We start from the raw sequence: 16413 nt of genomic DNA on the forward strand, positions 1-16413 counted from the left end.
CGCCCGCGGTGCCCGTCGCCATCACCGGCATGTCCGTGCTGCTGCCGGGCACGCCCGACCTGGCCGCGTACTGGCGCCACCTGTGCGCCGGTGCGGACCTCGTCGGGGAGGTGCCGCCCGGACGCTGGGACGCCGCCTACTACCACCCGGGGAGTGCGCCCGAGGCGGCTGCCGCCGACCGGGTGTACTGCCGGCGCGGCGGGTTCGTGGACGCGGTCGCGGAGGTGGACCCCACCCGCCTGGGGGTGATGCCGTCCTCCGTGCCCGCCACCGAACCGGACCAGCTGATCGCCCTGCACGTGGCGGCGAACGCGCTGGCCGACGCCGGCGGGCCCGGCCGGCTGCCGGACCGCGAGCGCGTCGGGATCGTCCTGGGGCGCGGCGGCTACCTCACGCCCGGGCTGGTCCGCCTCGACCAGCGCGTCCGCACCGCCCGCCAACTGGTGTGCACGCTGGCCGAGTTGCTGCCGGGGCTGGATGCGGACCGGCTGGAGGAGGTGCGGCGGGCGTTCACCGAGCGGCTGGGCCCCGACCGGCCGGAGGACGCGATCGGGCTGGTCCCGAACCTGGCCGCCTCCCGGGTCGCGAACCGGCTGGACCTGCGGGGGCCGGCGTACACGGTGGACGCTGCGTGCGCGTCGTCGCTGCTGGCCGTGGACCAGGCGGTCTCCGCGCTGGCCGACGGCCGGTGCGACGTGATGCTGGCCGGGGGCGTGCACCACTGCCACGACATCACGCTGTGGAGCGTGTTCTCGCAGCTGCGCGCCCTGTCGCCGAGCGAGCGGATCCGCCCCTTCCACCGCGGTGCGGACGGCCTGCTCATCGGCGAGGGCACGGGCGTGGTGGTGCTCAAGCGCCTCGCCGACGCGGAGCGCGACGGCGACCGCGTCTACGCCGTGGTCCGCGGTACGGGCGTGAGCAGCGACGGCCGCGCCTCCGGCCTCGTGAACCCCGATCCGGCCGGGCAGGCACGGGCCGTACGGGCGGCCTGGCGGGCCGCAGGCCTCGACCCGGCCGCGCCGGGCTCCCTCGGGCTGCTGGAGGCGCACGGGACGGCCACCCCGGCCGGCGACGCCGCCGAACTCGCCACCCTGCAACAGGTGTTCGGGCCGCCGGACACCTCGCAGGGGGCGGGCCGGCCCGTGCTCGGCTCCGTGAAGTCGATGATCGGGCATGCCATGCCGGCCGCGGGGATCGCCGGGCTCGTCAAGGCGGCGCTGGCCGTGTACCACGGCGTGCTGCTGCCGACCCTGCACTGCGAGGACCCGCACCCGGCGCTTGCCCGGACGCGCTTCCGCCCGCTCGCGCAGGCGGCCCCGTGGGAGGAGGGGCCGGGCGGCGGGCCGCGCCGGGCGGGGGTCAACGCGTTCGGCTTCGGCGGGATCAACGCGCACGTCGTCCTCGAACAGGCCCCCGCCTCCGCCCCGGCGGCCGCGCTGCCCCTCCCGCCGGGGCCGCGCGCCCGGACGGCGGTCGACGAGCCGGAGCGCGTCCTGCTCCTGGCCGCGGAGACGCCCGGCGGCCTCGCCCGCCTCCTCGACGCGCCCGATCCGGCGGTACACGCCGAAGGGCAGGCCGCCGCCCCGGCGAAGCCGGTGCGGCTGGCCGTCGTCGGGCCGTCCGCGGAGCGGCTGGCCCTGGCCCGGCGGGCCGTCGCCAAGGGCGCGCCGTGGCACGGCCGCGGCGACGTCTGGTTCCGCCCCGGCCCCCTGCTCGGGGCGGCCTCACCGGGGCCCGGCAGGACGGTGTTCCTCTTCCCCGGCCTGGAGGCCGAGTTCGCTCCGCGCGTCGACGAGGTCGCCGACCGGTTCGGTCTGCCCCGCCCGCCGGCCCCGCCGGGCCCCGCAGCGGACGGGCCTGCCGCGGTCGGCGGGCTGGGCCGGCACGGGCTGGGCGTCGTCGCCGTCGGCCGCCTCCTCGACGCCGCGCTGCGCCGCATCGGCGCCGTACCGGACGCGGTCGCCGGGCACAGCGTCGGCGAGTGGACGGCCATGGCCGCGGGCGGACTGTACGAGGAGGAGGCGGTGGACGCGTTCATGGCCGCCCTGGACCCAGAGGCGGTCCGGGCGGCCGACCTGGCGTACGCGGCCGTCGGCGCGCACGCCGACCGGGTGGCGGAACGGCTGGCCGGGGGCGGTCACCCGGGGGTGGTCGTCTCGCACGACAACGCGCCCGGCCAGTGCATGGTGTGCGGACCGCCCGACGCGGTCGGGCGGTTCGCCGCCGAAGTGCGCGCCGGCGGCGTCCTGGTGCGGACCCTGCCGTTCCGCTCGGGTTTCCACACGCCGATGCTCGCGCCGTGCATCGGGCCCTTCCGGGAGGCCGCCGAACGGCTGCCGCTGCGCACCCCGCACACCCCGGTCTGGTCGGGCACGACGGGCCGGCCTTTTCCGGCCGACGCGGCGGGGGTCCGCGAGCTGTTCGTTCGCCACCTGCTGGAGCCGGTCCGCTTCCGCGTCCTCACCGGCTCCCTGTACGAGGCCGGCTTCCGCGTCTTCGTCCAGGTGGGCCCGGGACAGCTCGGCTCCCTGGTCGGGGACACCCTGGCGGCGCGCGACCACCTGGTCGTCGCCGCGAACTCGGCGCGCCGCGGGGGTCTGGCCCAGCTGCGGCGGGTGGCGGCCGCACTGTGGACGGCCGGCGCCGCCACGGACCCCGAGGCCGTGGACGGGCGGGATGCCGGGCCGGAGCGCACGGCACGTCCCGGCGCCGCCGGGGCACGCACCGGGCGCCCGGTCCGGCTGGACCTCGGCGCGGCGCTGGTGTCGCTGCCCCCGTCGGCCCGACCGCCCCTCGCACCGCACCCCTCCCCCAGCGCGGTCGCAGCTGCGGCATCCGCGGCCGGCGGGCCCGTGGCCGCCGAGTTGGCGGCGCTGCTGGACGAGACGGCGCGCACGGCGCAGACCGCCGCCGCGCTGCTCGCCGGGGCCGGGCGGCCGGGCACCCGCGTACGCCGGCGCGCGCCCGCGGCGCCCGCTGCGCGCCGGGAGACGGTGCGGGTGTCGGTGGAGCACATGCCGTACCTGCTGGACCACTGCTTCTTCCCGCAGCGCGCGGACTGGCCGGACGTGGCGGACCGGTGGCCGGTGGTGCCGGCGACGACGATCACGGCGCTGATGAAGGCGGCGGCGGAGCGTGCCGCTCCGGGGCGGGCGGCGGTCGCGGTGCACGACGCGTGCTTCGACCGGTGGCTGACGGCCGCCGAGCCGGTGGACGTCCCGGTCTCCGTGGCCCCGTGCGGCCCGGACCGGGTGGCGGTGTCGTTCGGGCCGCATGCGCGCGCCGTGGTGGAGCTGGCCGGCCGGTGGCCGGCGGAACCGCCGCCCGCGGTGCCGGCCGACCCGGCGGGCGAGCGGGTGCCCGACCACACCGCGGAGGAGGTCTACCGGGAGCGCTGGATGTTCCACGGCCCTGCCTACCGGGGGATGAGCCGGCTCACCGCCATCGGCGACCGGCACGTGCGGGCCGTCCTGACGGTGCCGCCCGCACCGGGCGGTCTGCTGGACAACGTGGGACAGGTCCTCGGCTACTGGATCATGGCGACGCGCACCGAGCGGACCGTCGTCTTCCCGGTCCGGGTGCGGCAGATGCGCTTCCACGGCCCGGACCCGCGGCCCGGCACCCGGGTGGAGTGCACGGTGCGGATCACGTCCCTGACGGACACCGTGCTGGAGGCGGACGCCGTGCTGACGGTGGCGGGCCGGGTGTGGGCGGAGCTTTCGGGCTGGCAGGACCGGCGCTTCGACAACGATCCGCACACCCGGCCGGTGGAGCGCTTCCCCGACCGCAACACCCTCTCGGTGGCCGGGCCCGGCGGCTGGTCGCTGGTGTTCGAGCGCTGGCCCGACCTGGCGTCCCGCGAGCTGATCATGCGGAACGCCCTGGGCGGGCCGGAACGGGCCGCGTACGCCGCCCGGCCGCCGCGCGGCCGCCGGCAGTGGCTGCTGGGCCGGATCGCGGCGAAGGACGCGGTGCGCCGCCTGCTGTGGGAGGCCGGGGAGGGGCCCGTCTTCCCCGCCGAACTCCTCGTGGAGAACGAGCCGTCGGGGCGGCCGCGCGTCACGGGCCGGTACGGGCGCACGCTGCCGCCGCTGCGGGTGTCGGTGGCGCACCGGGCCGAGGCGGGCGTGGCGCTCGCCCGCGCCGCCGACGCCCCGGTCGGGCCGGGACCGGGGCCGGGCATCGACATCGAGGAGATCGCCGAGCCGGGCGGCGCGACCGCGGCGACCGTGTTCGGGGCGGCGGAGCTGGCCCTGCTGGCGGCCTGCCGGGCCGGCTCGGCGGAGCCTGCGGACGTGTGGTTCACCCGGTTCTGGGCGGCCAAGGAGGCCGTCGCCAAAGCGGAGGGCACCGGACTGCGCGGCCGGCCCCGGGACATCGAGGTGACGGCGGCGGAGCCGGACCGGCTGACGGTCCGCGTCCGCCGCCGCACGGACGCGGCCGACCCGCCGGGCGCGCCGGGCCCGCCGGGGGGCCCGTACGGCGTGTACCGGGTCGGCTGCACGGAGGTGGCCAACCCTCCGGGGCTGCCGCCGCGCGCGTACGTCGTGGCGTGGACGACCGGCCCGGACCCGGATCCGCCGGGGCCGGGCGCCGACCGTGACGAGGGGAGCGAAGGGTGACGACGAGCAGCGGGCCCGATCCGTCCGGGGGAGCCGACGAGGCGGAGGTGCTCGCCGAGCTGACCGCCATGATCCGACAGGTGCTGGAGGGCTACGAGGTGGAGGAGGGCGAGGTCACGATGCGAACGCGCTTCGGCGCCGATCTCGAACTGGAGAGCATCGACCTGGTGACGCTCGCCGGGCTGCTGGAGGAGCGCTACGGCGGCGCGGTCAACTTCGCCGAGTTCGTCGCGGACCTGGACCTGGAGGAGATCATCGAGCTGGACGTGGGCCGGCTCGTGGACCACATCCGCCGGTGCCTGAAGGCCGCGGACGGGGTGGGGACGCGGTGACCGTCCTCGACACCGGCCGGGTCCGGCTGCACGTGCAGCGCCTCGCACCGCCGGACGGCCGCCCCGCGCGGGCCACCGTGGTGCTGGTGCACGGGCTGCTCACCGACAGCCTGGCCAGCTACTACTTCACCATCGCCCCGGCCCTGGCCGCGGCGGGGCTGGACGTCGTCATGTACGACCAGCGGGGCCACGGCCGCAGCGAGCGCCCGGCCCGCGGGTACGGGCTCGACGACGCGGCCGGGGACCTGGACGCCGTCCTGTCCGGGCTGGGGGTGCGGGGGCCGGTGCACCTGGTGGGCAACTCGTACGGCGGGACGGTCGCGTTCGCGTACGCGCTGCGGCGCCCGGAGCGGGTGGCCGGCCTGGTGGTGGTGGAGTCGGAGCCCGCGACCGCCGCGTGGGCGGCCAAGCTGGCAGGCCTGCTGGAGCGGGTCCGCCACGAGATGACCGCCGACGAGGATGCGGCGCTCGCCTGGATCGCCGCCCACCACGGCGGGCACACCGCCCGCCTGGCGAGGGCCGCCGGGCGGCTCGTACGGGACACCAGCATCGCCGTGGACATCCCGGCCAGCCCGGTGCTCGACGACGACGCGATCCGGGCCCTGCGCTGCCCCGTCCTGGCCCTGTACGGGGCCGAGTCCGACCTCGCCGGGCAGGCGCCCCGGCTGCGGGCACTGCTGCCGCACTGCACCGCGGAGCTGGTGCCGGGGCTGCGCCACTCGGTCCTGGTGGAGGCGCCGGCGCGGGTGCGGGACGCGGTCCTCGACTGGGTCGGCCGCACCACCGCGCCCGCGGCGGCGGAGCGGCAGCCGGCCGCCGCCGGGCCGCGGGTGCACGCCCGGTGAGCGCCTTCCTCCTCGTGGTCCCGCCGCTCGTCGGGCACGTCAACCCGCTGGTGGGGGTGGCGTCCGAACTGGCCGCCCGGGGCCACCGGGTGGCCTGGGCCGGCGACCCGGTGCTGGTCCGGCGGCTGGCCGGACCGGACGCGGCCGTCCACCCGTGCGCCCGGAGCGGCCCGGAAGACGGGGGCGGCGGGGGCGGCGGCGGGACGGACCCCGTACGCCCGCCCGGCATGCGCGGCCCGGAGGCGCTGCGCTTCCTGTGGGAGCGCTTCCTGGTGCCGCTCGCCGAGGCCATGGCGCCCGGGGTCCGCGAGGCGGTCGGGGCGTTCCGTCCGGACGCGGTCGTCGCCGACCAGCAGGCGCTGGCCGGGGCGCTGGTCGCCGAGGACCTGGGGATCCCGTGGGCGACGTCGGCGACGACGTCCGCGGAGTTCGCGGACGCGCTCGCCCCGATGCCGCGGGTCGCCGCCTGGAACGACGCGCTGCTGAGCGGCCTGCGCCGGCGGATCGGGCGTCCGGGCGGCAGGTGCGACCCGCGCTTCTCCCCGCACCTCGTGCTCGCGTTCAGCACTCCCGAGCTGGCCGGGCCGGTGCTGCGCGGCGGCGAGCGGATCGCCTGGGTCGGGCCGTCCCTGGCGGCCCGGCCGCGCCCGGCGGCGTTCCCGTGGGAGCGGCTCGATCCCGGGCGCGCCCTGGTGCTGGTGACGCTGGGGACCGCGAACGCCGGCGCCGGCGGCCGGTTCCTCGCCGAGGCGGCGGCAGCCGTGCGGGCGCGGGCCGGGGCCGTGCAGGGCGTGTTCGCCGATCCCGACGGCGTACTCGGCGCACGGGAGGACGATCCGGATGTCGTCGCGCTGCCGTTCGTGCCGCAGCTCGACCTGCTGGAGCGGGCCGCGGCCGCAGTCTGCCACGCCGGCCACAACACGGTGTGCGAGGCGCTGTGGCACGGCGTCCCGCTGGTCGTGGCGCCGATCCGCGACGACCAGCCGGTGGTCGCCGCGCAGGTCGAGGGGTGCGGGGCGGGCGTGCGGGTCCGCTTCGGGCGGGCCGGTGCCGCCGCGATCGGCGCGGCCCTCGACACCGTGCTGGGAGAGCCGCGCATCCGGGCGGCGGCCGCGGGAGTGTCCGCCGCGTTCCGGGCGGCGGGGGGCGCGGCCGCAGCGGCGGACCATCTGGAACGGCTGGCCCGGACAGGCGCCGGGGAAGGGGAGGACGGATGAGCGGGCGCAGGGAGCGCGCGGCCCGGGTGGCCGCGCTGCGCGCGGTGTACCGGGAGGAACTCGCGGACGGTACGGCGGTGTTCTTCGAGCCGCGCGCGCACCGCTGCCCGTGGTGCGGCTCCGGCCGGCTGGGAGGCCGGCTGCGCACCGCGGACCTGTTGCAGCACAAGCCGGGCGAGTTCGCCCTGGACCGGTGCCACGACTGCGGGCACGTCTTCCAGAACCCGCGGCTGAGCGAGCGCGGACTGGCCTTCTACTACCGGGACTTCTACGACGGCCTGGGCGAGGAGCGCCTCGCCGGGGTCTTCGCGGGGCGTACGGCCTCCTACCGGGCGCGAGCCGAGTCGGTGCGCCCGCACCTGGCCGGTCCGGCGGAGTGGCTGGACGTGGGCACCGGGCACGGGCACTTCTGTGCGACGGCCGCGGAGCTCCTGCCCGACGTGGCGTTCGACGGCCTGGACCGCTCCGACGGGGCGGAGCTGGCCGAGCTCGCGGGGCGGGTGCGGCACGGCCACCGCGGGACGTTCGCGGAGCTGGCGGAGAAGGCGCCCGGGTCGTACGACGTGGTGAGCATGTTCCACTACCTGGAGCACGCGCCGGATCCGCTCGCCGAGTTGGAGGCGGCGTACGCGGTCCTGCGGCCCGGCGGGCTGCTCGTGGTGGACGTGCCGGACCCGGAGAGCCGCTGGGCGCGGCTGCTGGGCCGCTGGTGGCTGCCGTGGCTCCAGCCGCAGCACCTGCACCTGGCGCCGGCGGGCAACCTGCGCCGGAGGCTGGACGCGTGCGGGTTCACGGTGCTGGCGCAGGAGCACGCGCAGGCACACGACGCGGTGGACCTGGTGGCGGCGGCGTGGCTGGCGCTGGACGCGGCGGCGCCCCGGGAGGACCTGCCGTGGCTGCCGGAGCCGCCGGGGCCGGCCCGGCGGGCGCTGCGGGGCGCGACCCTGCTGGCGGGGGTGCCGCTGCTGCTGGCGGCGACCGTCCTGGACCGGACGGTGGCGGGCCTGGCGGCGGAGCGGTGGGGGCTGACGAACGCCTACCGGCTGGTGGCCCGCCGCGAGGCCCGGCCTGACGCCGCACCGGCGACGGCCGGGGGATGAACCCCCCGGTCCCGGGCGGCGTCCGGCCCGGTGCGAGACTGTGCCCCGGCCCGGACGGGAGCGTCCGGGCCGGTGGTACGGGCGGCGGACGGCCGGCAGGAGGCGCAGTTGGGCACCAGTGTCGAGGGACAGGTCGACATGGCGGGACCGGTGGGCAAGCTGCTGCACCGGCGGAGGCTGCACAACTCCACGGTGATGCAGTCCTTCGGCGTCGACCCTGTCACGGGGGACGTCTTCGTCCTCCAGGTCGTCGAAGGCGGCCTCACCCTCCCCGGCGAGTCCGGCCCCCGGACGGGCCGACAGCGCGCGTACGCCGGCGACCTCGCCGTGACCCGGCTCGACCAGGCGGGCACCGTCACCGGGCACATGTACCTGCGGGGCTTCGGCCACGGCGTGTCCATGGGCGTCGAGCACGACGGCGGCGTCTCGCGCCTGTGGACCGAGACCGCGTCCGTCCCGATGGGCTCGAACATGCCCGAGGAGGAGAAGGACGGCTACGGCACCGCCGTCACGCACTTCGAGTTCCGCAGCGGCACCACCCTCTCCCAGGGCTCGGCGCAGCTCGCCCCGGCGTACCGGCCGGTGTCCGGCGCCACGAACGTCACCTGCACCATCGACCCGACGACGAACCGCGTCATCGTCCGCTTCAAGAGCGGCGGCATGGTGTTCGAGTCGTACGACCTGGACCGGGCCCGGGCCGGTGACTGGACTCCGGTCGCCCGGATCGCCCAGCCGGACGCGAAGGGCACCTTCCAGGGGTACGCCTCCCTGGGCCGCGTCCTGTACATGGTGGCCGGCAGCGGCTATTCGGACACCGTGAAGCCGCCGGGCAACACCTGGCTGACGGCCGTGGACTGGACGGACGGGTCGGTCCTCGACCAGCGGTTCACCACCGCCGCCCCCGGCCTGGAGCTGCGGGAGCCCGAGGGGATGGCCGTCTCGGTGCGCGGCGGGGTGCCGCACGTGCACGTCGGGTTCGCGGGCGAGGAGCCCGGCCCTCGCACCTGCACGATCGTGTCGTTGTCGGGGGCGCCCGAGGTCGGCGGGGTGAAGGTGCTGGCCGACTGGCAGCCGATCCCCCTCGCGAGCGGCGTCACCGCGGACGTGCGGCCCCCGCGCGGACGCCTCGTCGCCATCGCGGGTACGACGGTGCTGCAGCTGAGCGGCGGGGTGAAGGGCACCTTCGAGGCGGACACCCTGATCGGCCGGCTGCCCGACGCCCTGGCTCCGAGCATGGCGGCCCAGTGCAGCGTCCCGCGCAACAACAGCGGCGGGGTGTGCACCGCGCGGGCGGAGGCGAACTCGATCCGCGAGCTGTGGCTCTACGGCGGGCGTACGGCGAACCCGGTCACGTGGGCGCAGCTGGACAACTACAGCGCCGTCTGGCGCTGACCGCACAGCGGCCTCCACCGTTCCCCGTTCCCTCCGTCCCCCGTTCCCTCCGTCCCCCGTTCCCCTTTCCCCGTACGGCCGAGGAGACCGCCCAGCCATGACCCACAACCGCCGCCGCATCCTCGGCGCCGCCCTCGCCCTGCCCGCCGCACTGACCGCCGCCGAGGTGCTGTCCGCCGCGCCCGCCGTCGCCGCCGGCGGGGTCGAGGCTCAGCCGTGGACGGACCTCGTCCTGGAACCCGGTGTCACCGCCCGGGCGGGTGCGGTGCCGCAGGTCCGGCTGGTCACGATCGCCGGTACGGCCTTCCTGCAGGCGCGCGGCTCGGTGGCCTGCAGCCTGACCGCCGATCGGAAGGTCGCCACGCTGCCTGCGGCGCTGCGGCCCACCGGCCTCGTCCGCGCCACCGCGCCGCGCAACAACAGCCAGGGCATCAACGCCTGCCGCTTCGAGGTCAACACCGCCGGTTCCCTGACCATCTACGGCGGCAACTCCGGGAACCCGATCACCTGGGTGCAGTTCGACTCCGTGCAGACGGTCTGGCACTGAACGGCAGCCGGACCGTCCGCCGCCGTCACTTCTCCGTGAAGACGATCTCCCGGCACGAGCGGGTCATCCGCACGATGTTGTCGGGGGTGACCTCCACGATGTGGTGCAGGCCCCGGTAGAGCCGCTTGGTGTCGGGCAGGAGGCGGTACTCGTCCGCCGCCCCGGCGAGGAAGGCGCGGAAGCAGTCCGCCGACGGGCTCGGGTCCCCGGTGAAGTCGAGGTAGTCCTTCAGGCGGCGGAACAGCTTCGGCAGGATCACCGCCCCCTCGCGGTCGTGCGTGATCGACTTCTTGCCGGTGACAGGGAAGCCCTGGAGGGTCCTGTCGACCGCCCACACCCCTGCGGCCGACGCCCGTGCCTTCTCCGCGGCCTCGGTGAGCAGCTCGCGCAGGTACACCGGGAGGCCGGAGTAGAACGCCGGGTAGGCCAGTCCGCGTTCGAGGAGGCGGTGGTTGGCGGTCCGCTCCAGCAGTCTCGCGCTGACGCCGGTCCAGTAGCCGCTGTAGACGGGAGGGGTGCCGCGGCCGACGAACGCCACGCAGCGGCCGTACGCGTCGGCGCCGCGGGTGAGGATCCAGCCGGGCACGCTGTCCGGGACGGTGGCGAGGGTCTCGTCGTCGTCGCGCAGGACCGTGCCGAAGCCGAGGGTCTTCAGCAGTTCGTCCGCGGCCTCGTGGGCCAGCGGGCGGGGCTGGTGGTCGACGGGGGCCGGCTCCTGGCCGTAGTGGGTCTCCAGGGCGTCGATGCCTTCGAGCCGGATGCTCGCGCGCCCGTCGGCGCCGGGGACGACCTGCCCGCCGGGTACAAGCTTCCAGTCGGCGACGTCGTCGGGGATGAAGGGGAGGGTGTCGCCGTCGGGCTTCGGGCCTCCCTCGACCTTGAACCTGCCCCTGATCAGCAGCATGGACATGAGGGCTCCCCTCCACATCACTGTGCGCGGTCGTCGCTCACGCACAGTACACACGGGTGGGGTCGCCGTGTCGGGGCCGCGCCCGCCGGCCCCCCGTGTGGCGTCCACGGGCCCGGGCGGCGCTGCGGCTGTCCGGGGCTGGTGCGGGGCGGTCCCCGGTCCCGCGTGGGGTGGGACCGGGGACCGCCGTGTCACCGGGGAGCGCGGCCGGGGGTGCGTCCGCTGCTAGAGGGCGCGGACGACCGCCTTGCCGTTCGAGGAGCCTTCCTTGCAGGAACGCTTCTCCGCGGCCGTCATCTTCCGGGTCTTGACCACGACGGCGTTGCTCTTGCCGTCCGTGCCGTTCTTGGCCGGGCCGGTGATCGTGTCCTGGAAGAACCAGTAGTAGTGGCCCCACTTGGGGCTGTCGTAGTGGGTCTGCCACGTGCCGGTGACCTTCTGCATCACCTGGGCGCGGGATATCCAGCCCACCTCGCCCGGCTTCACCGTCATGTTGAGCGAGCTGCTCTCGGAGTGGCTGCTCGACCAACTGTGGCTGTAACTCGCCGTAACACTCAGGTCGACGAGCCCGGCGATGTTGCCGCCCGCCGTGACGGACACACCCAGCGAGTCCGTCGCGCCGACCGTGTCGTCCCAGGTCATCGACTGGGTGGCGTCGGACGTGCTGCAGTTGTAGAGCGAGTTGGAGACCTGCCGGAACTCGCCCAGGTACGCCTCCCCCAGCTTCGGGGAGTTGAACGTGCACTTGCCTTCGCCCGACCGGCAGTCCGCCATCAGCAGCTTGCGGGTGGGCTGGTCCGCGGCGGCCGCCGGGAGGGCCGTCGCCGCGGCGACCGCGCACGCCGACAGCGCCACGGAGAGCGCGCGGGCCGTGTGGCGCTTGACGCGGGTTGTTGTCATCGAGGTACCTCTCACCTTGCTGGGGGGATCAGTGAACGGCTGCGCCCCGGGCACACGTTCGACCGCGGCCCGGCTGCGCGTTCGATCACCGCCTGTTGCGAGGTGAGATTCTTCCGATGCCGGGCAGGGGCACGGCGGAAATGAGCCACTCCTGCCGGTCCCCCACCGTGCCCCGCGCGGAAAATTCCTGGCGGATCCGGCCGGGGCGGTCTACGCTCGCCGCGATGAAGACTTCTCCTCTGCACCGATTGGGGGAACCGTCCGCGCAAGGTGAGTGCTGATGGCCACTCACCTCCCGGACGACGACTCCCGTCTGTCCCTCTGGCTGCGCGTGCGCCGGTACGCCGTGCCGCCCTCCGTGATCCACACCGCGACCGCCCGCCGTTCCGCCGGCGACTGGGCGGGGGCCTGTGCCGCCGCCGGCGTGGACGTCGACCTGCACCTGCCGTCCGTGGCCCGGACCTACGGCCGCGACTGCGCCGCCCGGCTCCGGGCCGACCTCCGCCACCTGGCACCCGACCTGCTGCGCTGGCACATGCCGCGGACCGCCCCCGACGGGCTGCTGCGCCCCGGCCTGACCGTCGCCCTGGCCCGCTACGCCGGGACCGGGCCCGACGGCACGGGCTCGCTGTACCTCGTGGTGCGTACGCCGCCGGCCTGGGCGGACGCCGGCCAGCGGATCGTGCTCGGGCTCTGGGACCGGTCCCGGCCCGAGGCCGCGCCCGCCGCCCGCAACCACCCGCATCCGCGGCCCGCGCGGCGGTTCCGGCTCGACCTGCACCGCCACCTGTGGGACGCGCGCAGGGCGGGCGAACTCCGGCACCGCTCGGGCGCCGACCGGCCGCCGGGCACCGCGCCCGCGCCGGCGCTCGCGCTGCCGCCCGGGCGGTCGGCCTCCGCCGCGCCGGCGTACCGCTGCGCCCCCGACCTGTGGCCCGACGAGGCCGGGCTCCTGCTCCGGGCCGACGGCCTGGAGCCCGGGCCCGTCGAGGTGCGCCTGGGCAGCCGGCACCGGCTGGTCATCGACCCGGCCACCGGCCGGCCCGCGGCGGCGCCCGCGGGCGGACTCCGGCTGCCCGTACTGCCCGACGCGGCGGCGTGGGTACCGCCCGACCTGGAGCTGCTGCGCGCCGGGCTGATCGGACCCGACCGGCTGCACCCCCTCGTCGCCGGCGCGCTCGTACCCGGCCACGTTCCGGCCGGCCCGCCGCCGGGCGCCGAACCGGACGACGGGCCCCGCCACGTGGACTGCCGGGGGTCCAGGCACCGGATCGGGCTGGTCGACGGTGTCCTGGCCGCACTGGACCACGGCCCGGACGAACTCCGGCGCGAGGAACTGCTGGTCGCCCTGACCGGCACTCCGCTGCCCTGCCTGCGGGCCATCGACCGGGCGCACCGCCGGCCCGAGTCGCTGCCCGGCATCCGCGAGCGCCTCGCCCACGGCGACACCGCCGGGGCACTGGAGGCCGTCGAGTCCCTCCTCGGGCCCGGGGCCGTCCTCCGGGACGGCCTGCTGCGGGACGAGCTGGAGTCGGCGGCCCGGCAGCGCATCACGTACGGGCTCTACCGGGCCGGCTTGGTCGGGCCCGGCCCCGGGCGCGGCCCGGCCGGGGCCGGTGGCGAGCCGCCGGCGCGGCGCGTCCGGCCCTCCCGCGCCCGGCAGCGCACCTCGGCCCTCTTCTACTGACCCCTCCCGACGACGGCGGCGGCGCCCGCGCGCCGCACCGCCACCCGCTCCCTTCCCCGTGCGCGCCCGCGCGCTCCCGCTCACACACACCCACGGTGATTACCATGCCTTCCACCCTGTCCGCTCCCGCCCCGTCCGCTCCCGCCCCGGCGCAGCTCGACGTCGCCTCCGAGCTGCTGGCGCTGCTCCGCGACACCACCACCGAGCCGCGCCCCGACGTACAGCTGGAAGCCCTGACCCTGGCCGTGGCCGCCGACCTGCCCGTCCTGCTGTGGGGCGAACCGGGCATCGGCAAGACCGCGGCCCTCACCCAGCTCGCCGAGAACCTGGGCCTCCCGCTGACCACGGTGATCGCGAGCGTGCACGAGCCGTCGGACTTCTCGGGCCTGCCCGTCATCGGCGACGACCCCGCCGTGCAGGGCGTGCCGATGGCGCCGCCGGACTGGGCCGTCCGCCTGGTGCGGGCCGGCCGCGGACTGCTGTTCCTGGACGAGCTGTCGACCGCGCCGCCGGCCGTGCAGGCCGCCCTGCTCCGCCTTGTACTGGAACGGCGCATCGGCTCCCTCCGGCTGCCGGACGGCGTGCGCATCGTGGCCGCGGCGAACCCGCGTGCGTCGGCGGCCGACGGATGGGAGCTGAGCCCCCCGCTGGCGAACCGGTTCGTCCACCTGCAGTGGGTGCACGACCACGACGTCGTCGTACGGGGCCTCGGCGGGACGTGGCCGCGGGCGACGCTGCCGCAGCTCGACCCCGCACGGCTCGCGGACGCCGTGGACCTCGCCCGCCGGGCGGTGTGCGGGCTGCTCGCCGGACGTCCGGCGCTCGTGCACCGGCTGCCGGCCGGGGAGACGCGCCGCGGCGGGGCCTGGCCGTCCCCGCGGAGCTGGGAGATGACGCTGCGTCTGATCGCATTTGCCACCGCGGCCGGATCCTCCCGGGACGTCCTGTCCCTGCTGGTGCGTGGCGCGGTCGGGGACGGTCCGGGACTGGAGCTGCTGGCCGGCCTGGACCGGATGGACCTGCCGGACCCGGAGGACCTGCTGGCGGATCCGGAGGCGGCCGTCCTGCCCGAGCGGGGTGACCTGCGGCAGGCCGTGCTCGATTCCGTCGTCGCGGCCGTGCGCAGCCGCCCCGAGAAGTCCCGCTGGGACGCCGCCTGGACGCTCCTGGTGCGGGCCGTCGAATCCGGGGCCCCCGACCTGGTGGTGGTTCCCGCGACCACGCTCGCCTCGCTGCGCCGCGACGCGTGGGACGTCCCCGAGGCGATCGAGGAGCTCGCCGGGGTGGTGGCCCTCTCGCGCCGCGCCGACCGGGCGGCGGCGCGGACCGCGCCCGGCGCGAAGGCCGGCCGATGACGGGCGCGGCGGACACGGCGGACGCCGCACCGGGAGCGGGCGGGCCGTCGGAGGCGGAGCCGGGCGGGGCCGCGCCCGCGGCCGCCGACTCGGACGGGGACTCCGACCGGGGCCTGGACCTGGACAAGCTGTACGCCGCCCGGCTGCAGGCGGCGCGGGCCCGGCCGTATGTGGCGACGGCCCTGTACGCCCTGCATGCCGTCCCGTCGCGGCAGGTGCCGACGATGGCGGTCGACCGGCACTGGCGGTGCTACGTCTCCCCCGGCTTCGTGGACCGCACGCCGGTGGAGGAGCTCGCCGCCGTGTGGGTGCACGAGGTGTCGCACCTGCTGCGGGACCACCACGGGCGCAGCGACCGGGTGGCGCGGCAGCAGGGCCTCACCGGCCGGGCCGAGCGGCTGCGGATGAACATCGCCGCCGACTGCGAGATCAACGACGACGCGTTCGGCGACGGGCTGGTCACGCCGGAGGGCGCCGTCCTGCCGGAGACGCTGCAGTTGCCGGAGGGGCAGCTGATGGAGGACTACCTCCGGCAGTTCCGGCTCGGACCGCAGTTCGGGCACCTGTCCTGGCTGGACTGCGGCAGCGGCGCCGACGGGCTGGACCGGCAGTGGGACCTCGGTCGGGACGGGGCGCACGGGCTCAGTGCGCAGGAACGCGACGCGGTCCGGTTCCGTGTGGCGCAGGGCATCAAGGGCCGGCCGGGGAACGCCCCGCGGCAGTGGCAGCGGTGGGCGGAGGAGGCCTTCCATCCGCCGCAGCCCTGGCGGGACCTGCTGGGGGCGGCGATCCGCTCGGCCGTCTCCGGCTCGGGCGCCGGCGAGGACTACAGCTACGGCCGCCCCTCGCGGCGGTCGTCCGCACTGCGGGGCACGGTCCTGCCCAGCCTGCGGCGCCGGCCGCCGCAGGTCGCCGTGGTCATCGACACGTCGGGCTCGGTGAGCGACGCCGAGCTCGGCGGTGCGCTCCTCGAAGTCGCCGCGATATGCCGGGCCGTGGGCGGCCGCCGGGACCTGGTGACCGTACTGACCTGCGACGCCGCGGCCCGGGTCGTGGGGCCGCTGTGCCGGGCCGAGGGGATCCCGCTGGTCGGCGGCGGGGGCACGGACCTCCGCCGGGGCTTCGCGCGGGCGCTGCGGTCCCGCCCGCGGCCCGATGTCGTCGTGGCCCTCACCGACGGCCAGACGCCCTGGCCGTCGGACCCCCCGCCGTGCCGGACGGTGGTGGGCCTCTTCCCCCGCCCGGCCCCGCCCGGCACCCCTTGCGAGGACGACCCCGACTACCGGCCGGACGAGCCGCCGCAGTGGGCCCGCGTGGTCACACTCGGCTGACCCCGCCTGCGGGGCGATCGGTCCGCTGCTCGCCGTCGTCCGGTCAGGCCGACGCCGCAGAGCGGCCTCTCCGTACGGGGTCTGCACGACGCCCCGGTCGGCGGAACGGGGGACGGTGGGGGCGGCCGGGGGTGATGCGGGGCGTGTCGTGCGGGGGTGCCGGGCGGCCGAGGGG

The 16413-nt window shown here is 77.0% G+C and carries 12 protein-coding genes; 10 read left to right on the forward strand and 2 right to left on the reverse strand.

The features are described from left to right. Window positions 1–29: 29 nt before the first annotated feature. The 7 genes from C0216_RS16350 to C0216_RS16380 all read left to right on the forward strand — a co-directional run bounded on the left by C0216_RS16350 (window position 30) and on the right by C0216_RS16380 (window position 10055). Entirely contained in the window at window positions 30–4622 is a 4593-nt protein-coding gene (locus tag C0216_RS16350; RefSeq protein WP_246042829.1) for a type I polyketide synthase, read from the forward strand. 68 nt (window positions 4623–4690) lie between these two features. Continuing rightward, complete coding sequence (locus tag C0216_RS16355; RefSeq protein ID WP_114058711.1) at window positions 4691–4954, forward strand: phosphopantetheine-binding protein; 264 nt, start codon at window positions 4691–4693, stop codon at window positions 4952–4954. Next, complete coding sequence (locus C0216_RS16360; RefSeq protein ID WP_114055996.1) at window positions 4951–5799, forward strand: alpha/beta fold hydrolase; 849 nt, start codon at window positions 4951–4953, stop codon at window positions 5797–5799. The genes C0216_RS16355 and C0216_RS16360 overlap by 4 nt, the downstream gene beginning before the upstream one ends. Next, a complete protein-coding gene (locus tag C0216_RS16365; RefSeq protein ID WP_114055997.1) occupies window positions 5796–7016 on the forward strand; it encodes a glycosyltransferase in 1221 nt (406 codons plus the stop codon). The genes C0216_RS16360 and C0216_RS16365 overlap by 4 nt, the downstream gene beginning before the upstream one ends. Further along, window positions 7013–8116 (forward strand): class I SAM-dependent methyltransferase, encoded by a 1104-nt coding sequence (locus tag C0216_RS16370; RefSeq protein WP_174250411.1) that lies wholly within the window; start codon window positions 7013–7015, stop codon window positions 8114–8116. Before C0216_RS16365 ends, C0216_RS16370 begins: the two co-directional genes overlap by 4 nt. A gap of 108 nt (window positions 8117–8224) precedes the next feature. Next, window positions 8225–9508, forward strand: a complete 1284-nt coding sequence (locus tag C0216_RS16375) for a hypothetical protein (RefSeq protein ID WP_114055998.1) — start codon at window positions 8225–8227, stop codon at window positions 9506–9508. Between the two features lie 97 nt (window positions 9509–9605). Continuing rightward, entirely contained in the window at window positions 9606–10055 is a 450-nt protein-coding gene (locus tag C0216_RS16380) for a hypothetical protein (protein ID WP_114055999.1), read from the forward strand. Window positions 10056–10080: 25 nt separating this feature from the next. Here C0216_RS16380 and C0216_RS16385 read toward each other — a convergent pair whose 3' ends face one another. Together C0216_RS16385 and C0216_RS16390 are read right to left on the reverse strand one after the other, a co-directional pair. Continuing rightward, the gene (locus C0216_RS16385; RefSeq protein WP_114056000.1) at window positions 10081–10965 is read right to left on the reverse strand and encodes a nuclease; all 885 of its coding nucleotides are present in this window, start codon (window positions 10963–10965) and stop codon (window positions 10081–10083) included. Window positions 10966–11190: 225 nt separating this feature from the next. After that, window positions 11191–11865, reverse strand: a complete 675-nt coding sequence (locus tag C0216_RS16390; protein WP_114056001.1) for a hypothetical protein — start codon at window positions 11863–11865, stop codon at window positions 11191–11193. Between the two features lie 280 nt (window positions 11866–12145). Between C0216_RS16390 and C0216_RS16395 the strand changes: the two genes are divergently transcribed. From C0216_RS16395 to C0216_RS16405, 3 genes are all read left to right on the forward strand, one after another. After that, entirely contained in the window at window positions 12146–13552 is a 1407-nt protein-coding gene (locus tag C0216_RS16395; RefSeq protein WP_114056002.1) for a hypothetical protein, read from the forward strand. A gap of 104 nt (window positions 13553–13656) precedes the next feature. Then, window positions 13657–14907 (forward strand): AAA family ATPase, encoded by a 1251-nt coding sequence (locus C0216_RS16400; protein WP_114056003.1) that lies wholly within the window; start codon window positions 13657–13659, stop codon window positions 14905–14907. Beyond that, window positions 14904–16238 carry a vWA domain-containing protein gene (locus C0216_RS16405; protein ID WP_114056004.1) on the forward strand — a complete coding sequence of 445 codons (1335 nt, stop codon included), beginning with the start codon at window positions 14904–14906 and terminating at the stop codon, window positions 16236–16238. Before C0216_RS16400 ends, C0216_RS16405 begins: the two co-directional genes overlap by 4 nt. Window positions 16239–16413 lie beyond the last annotated feature (175 nt).

Origin of the sequence: Streptomyces globosus (assembly GCF_003325375.1) — a bacterium.
Taxonomy (GTDB): Bacteria; Actinomycetota; Actinomycetes; order Streptomycetales; family Streptomycetaceae; genus Streptomyces; species Streptomyces globosus_A.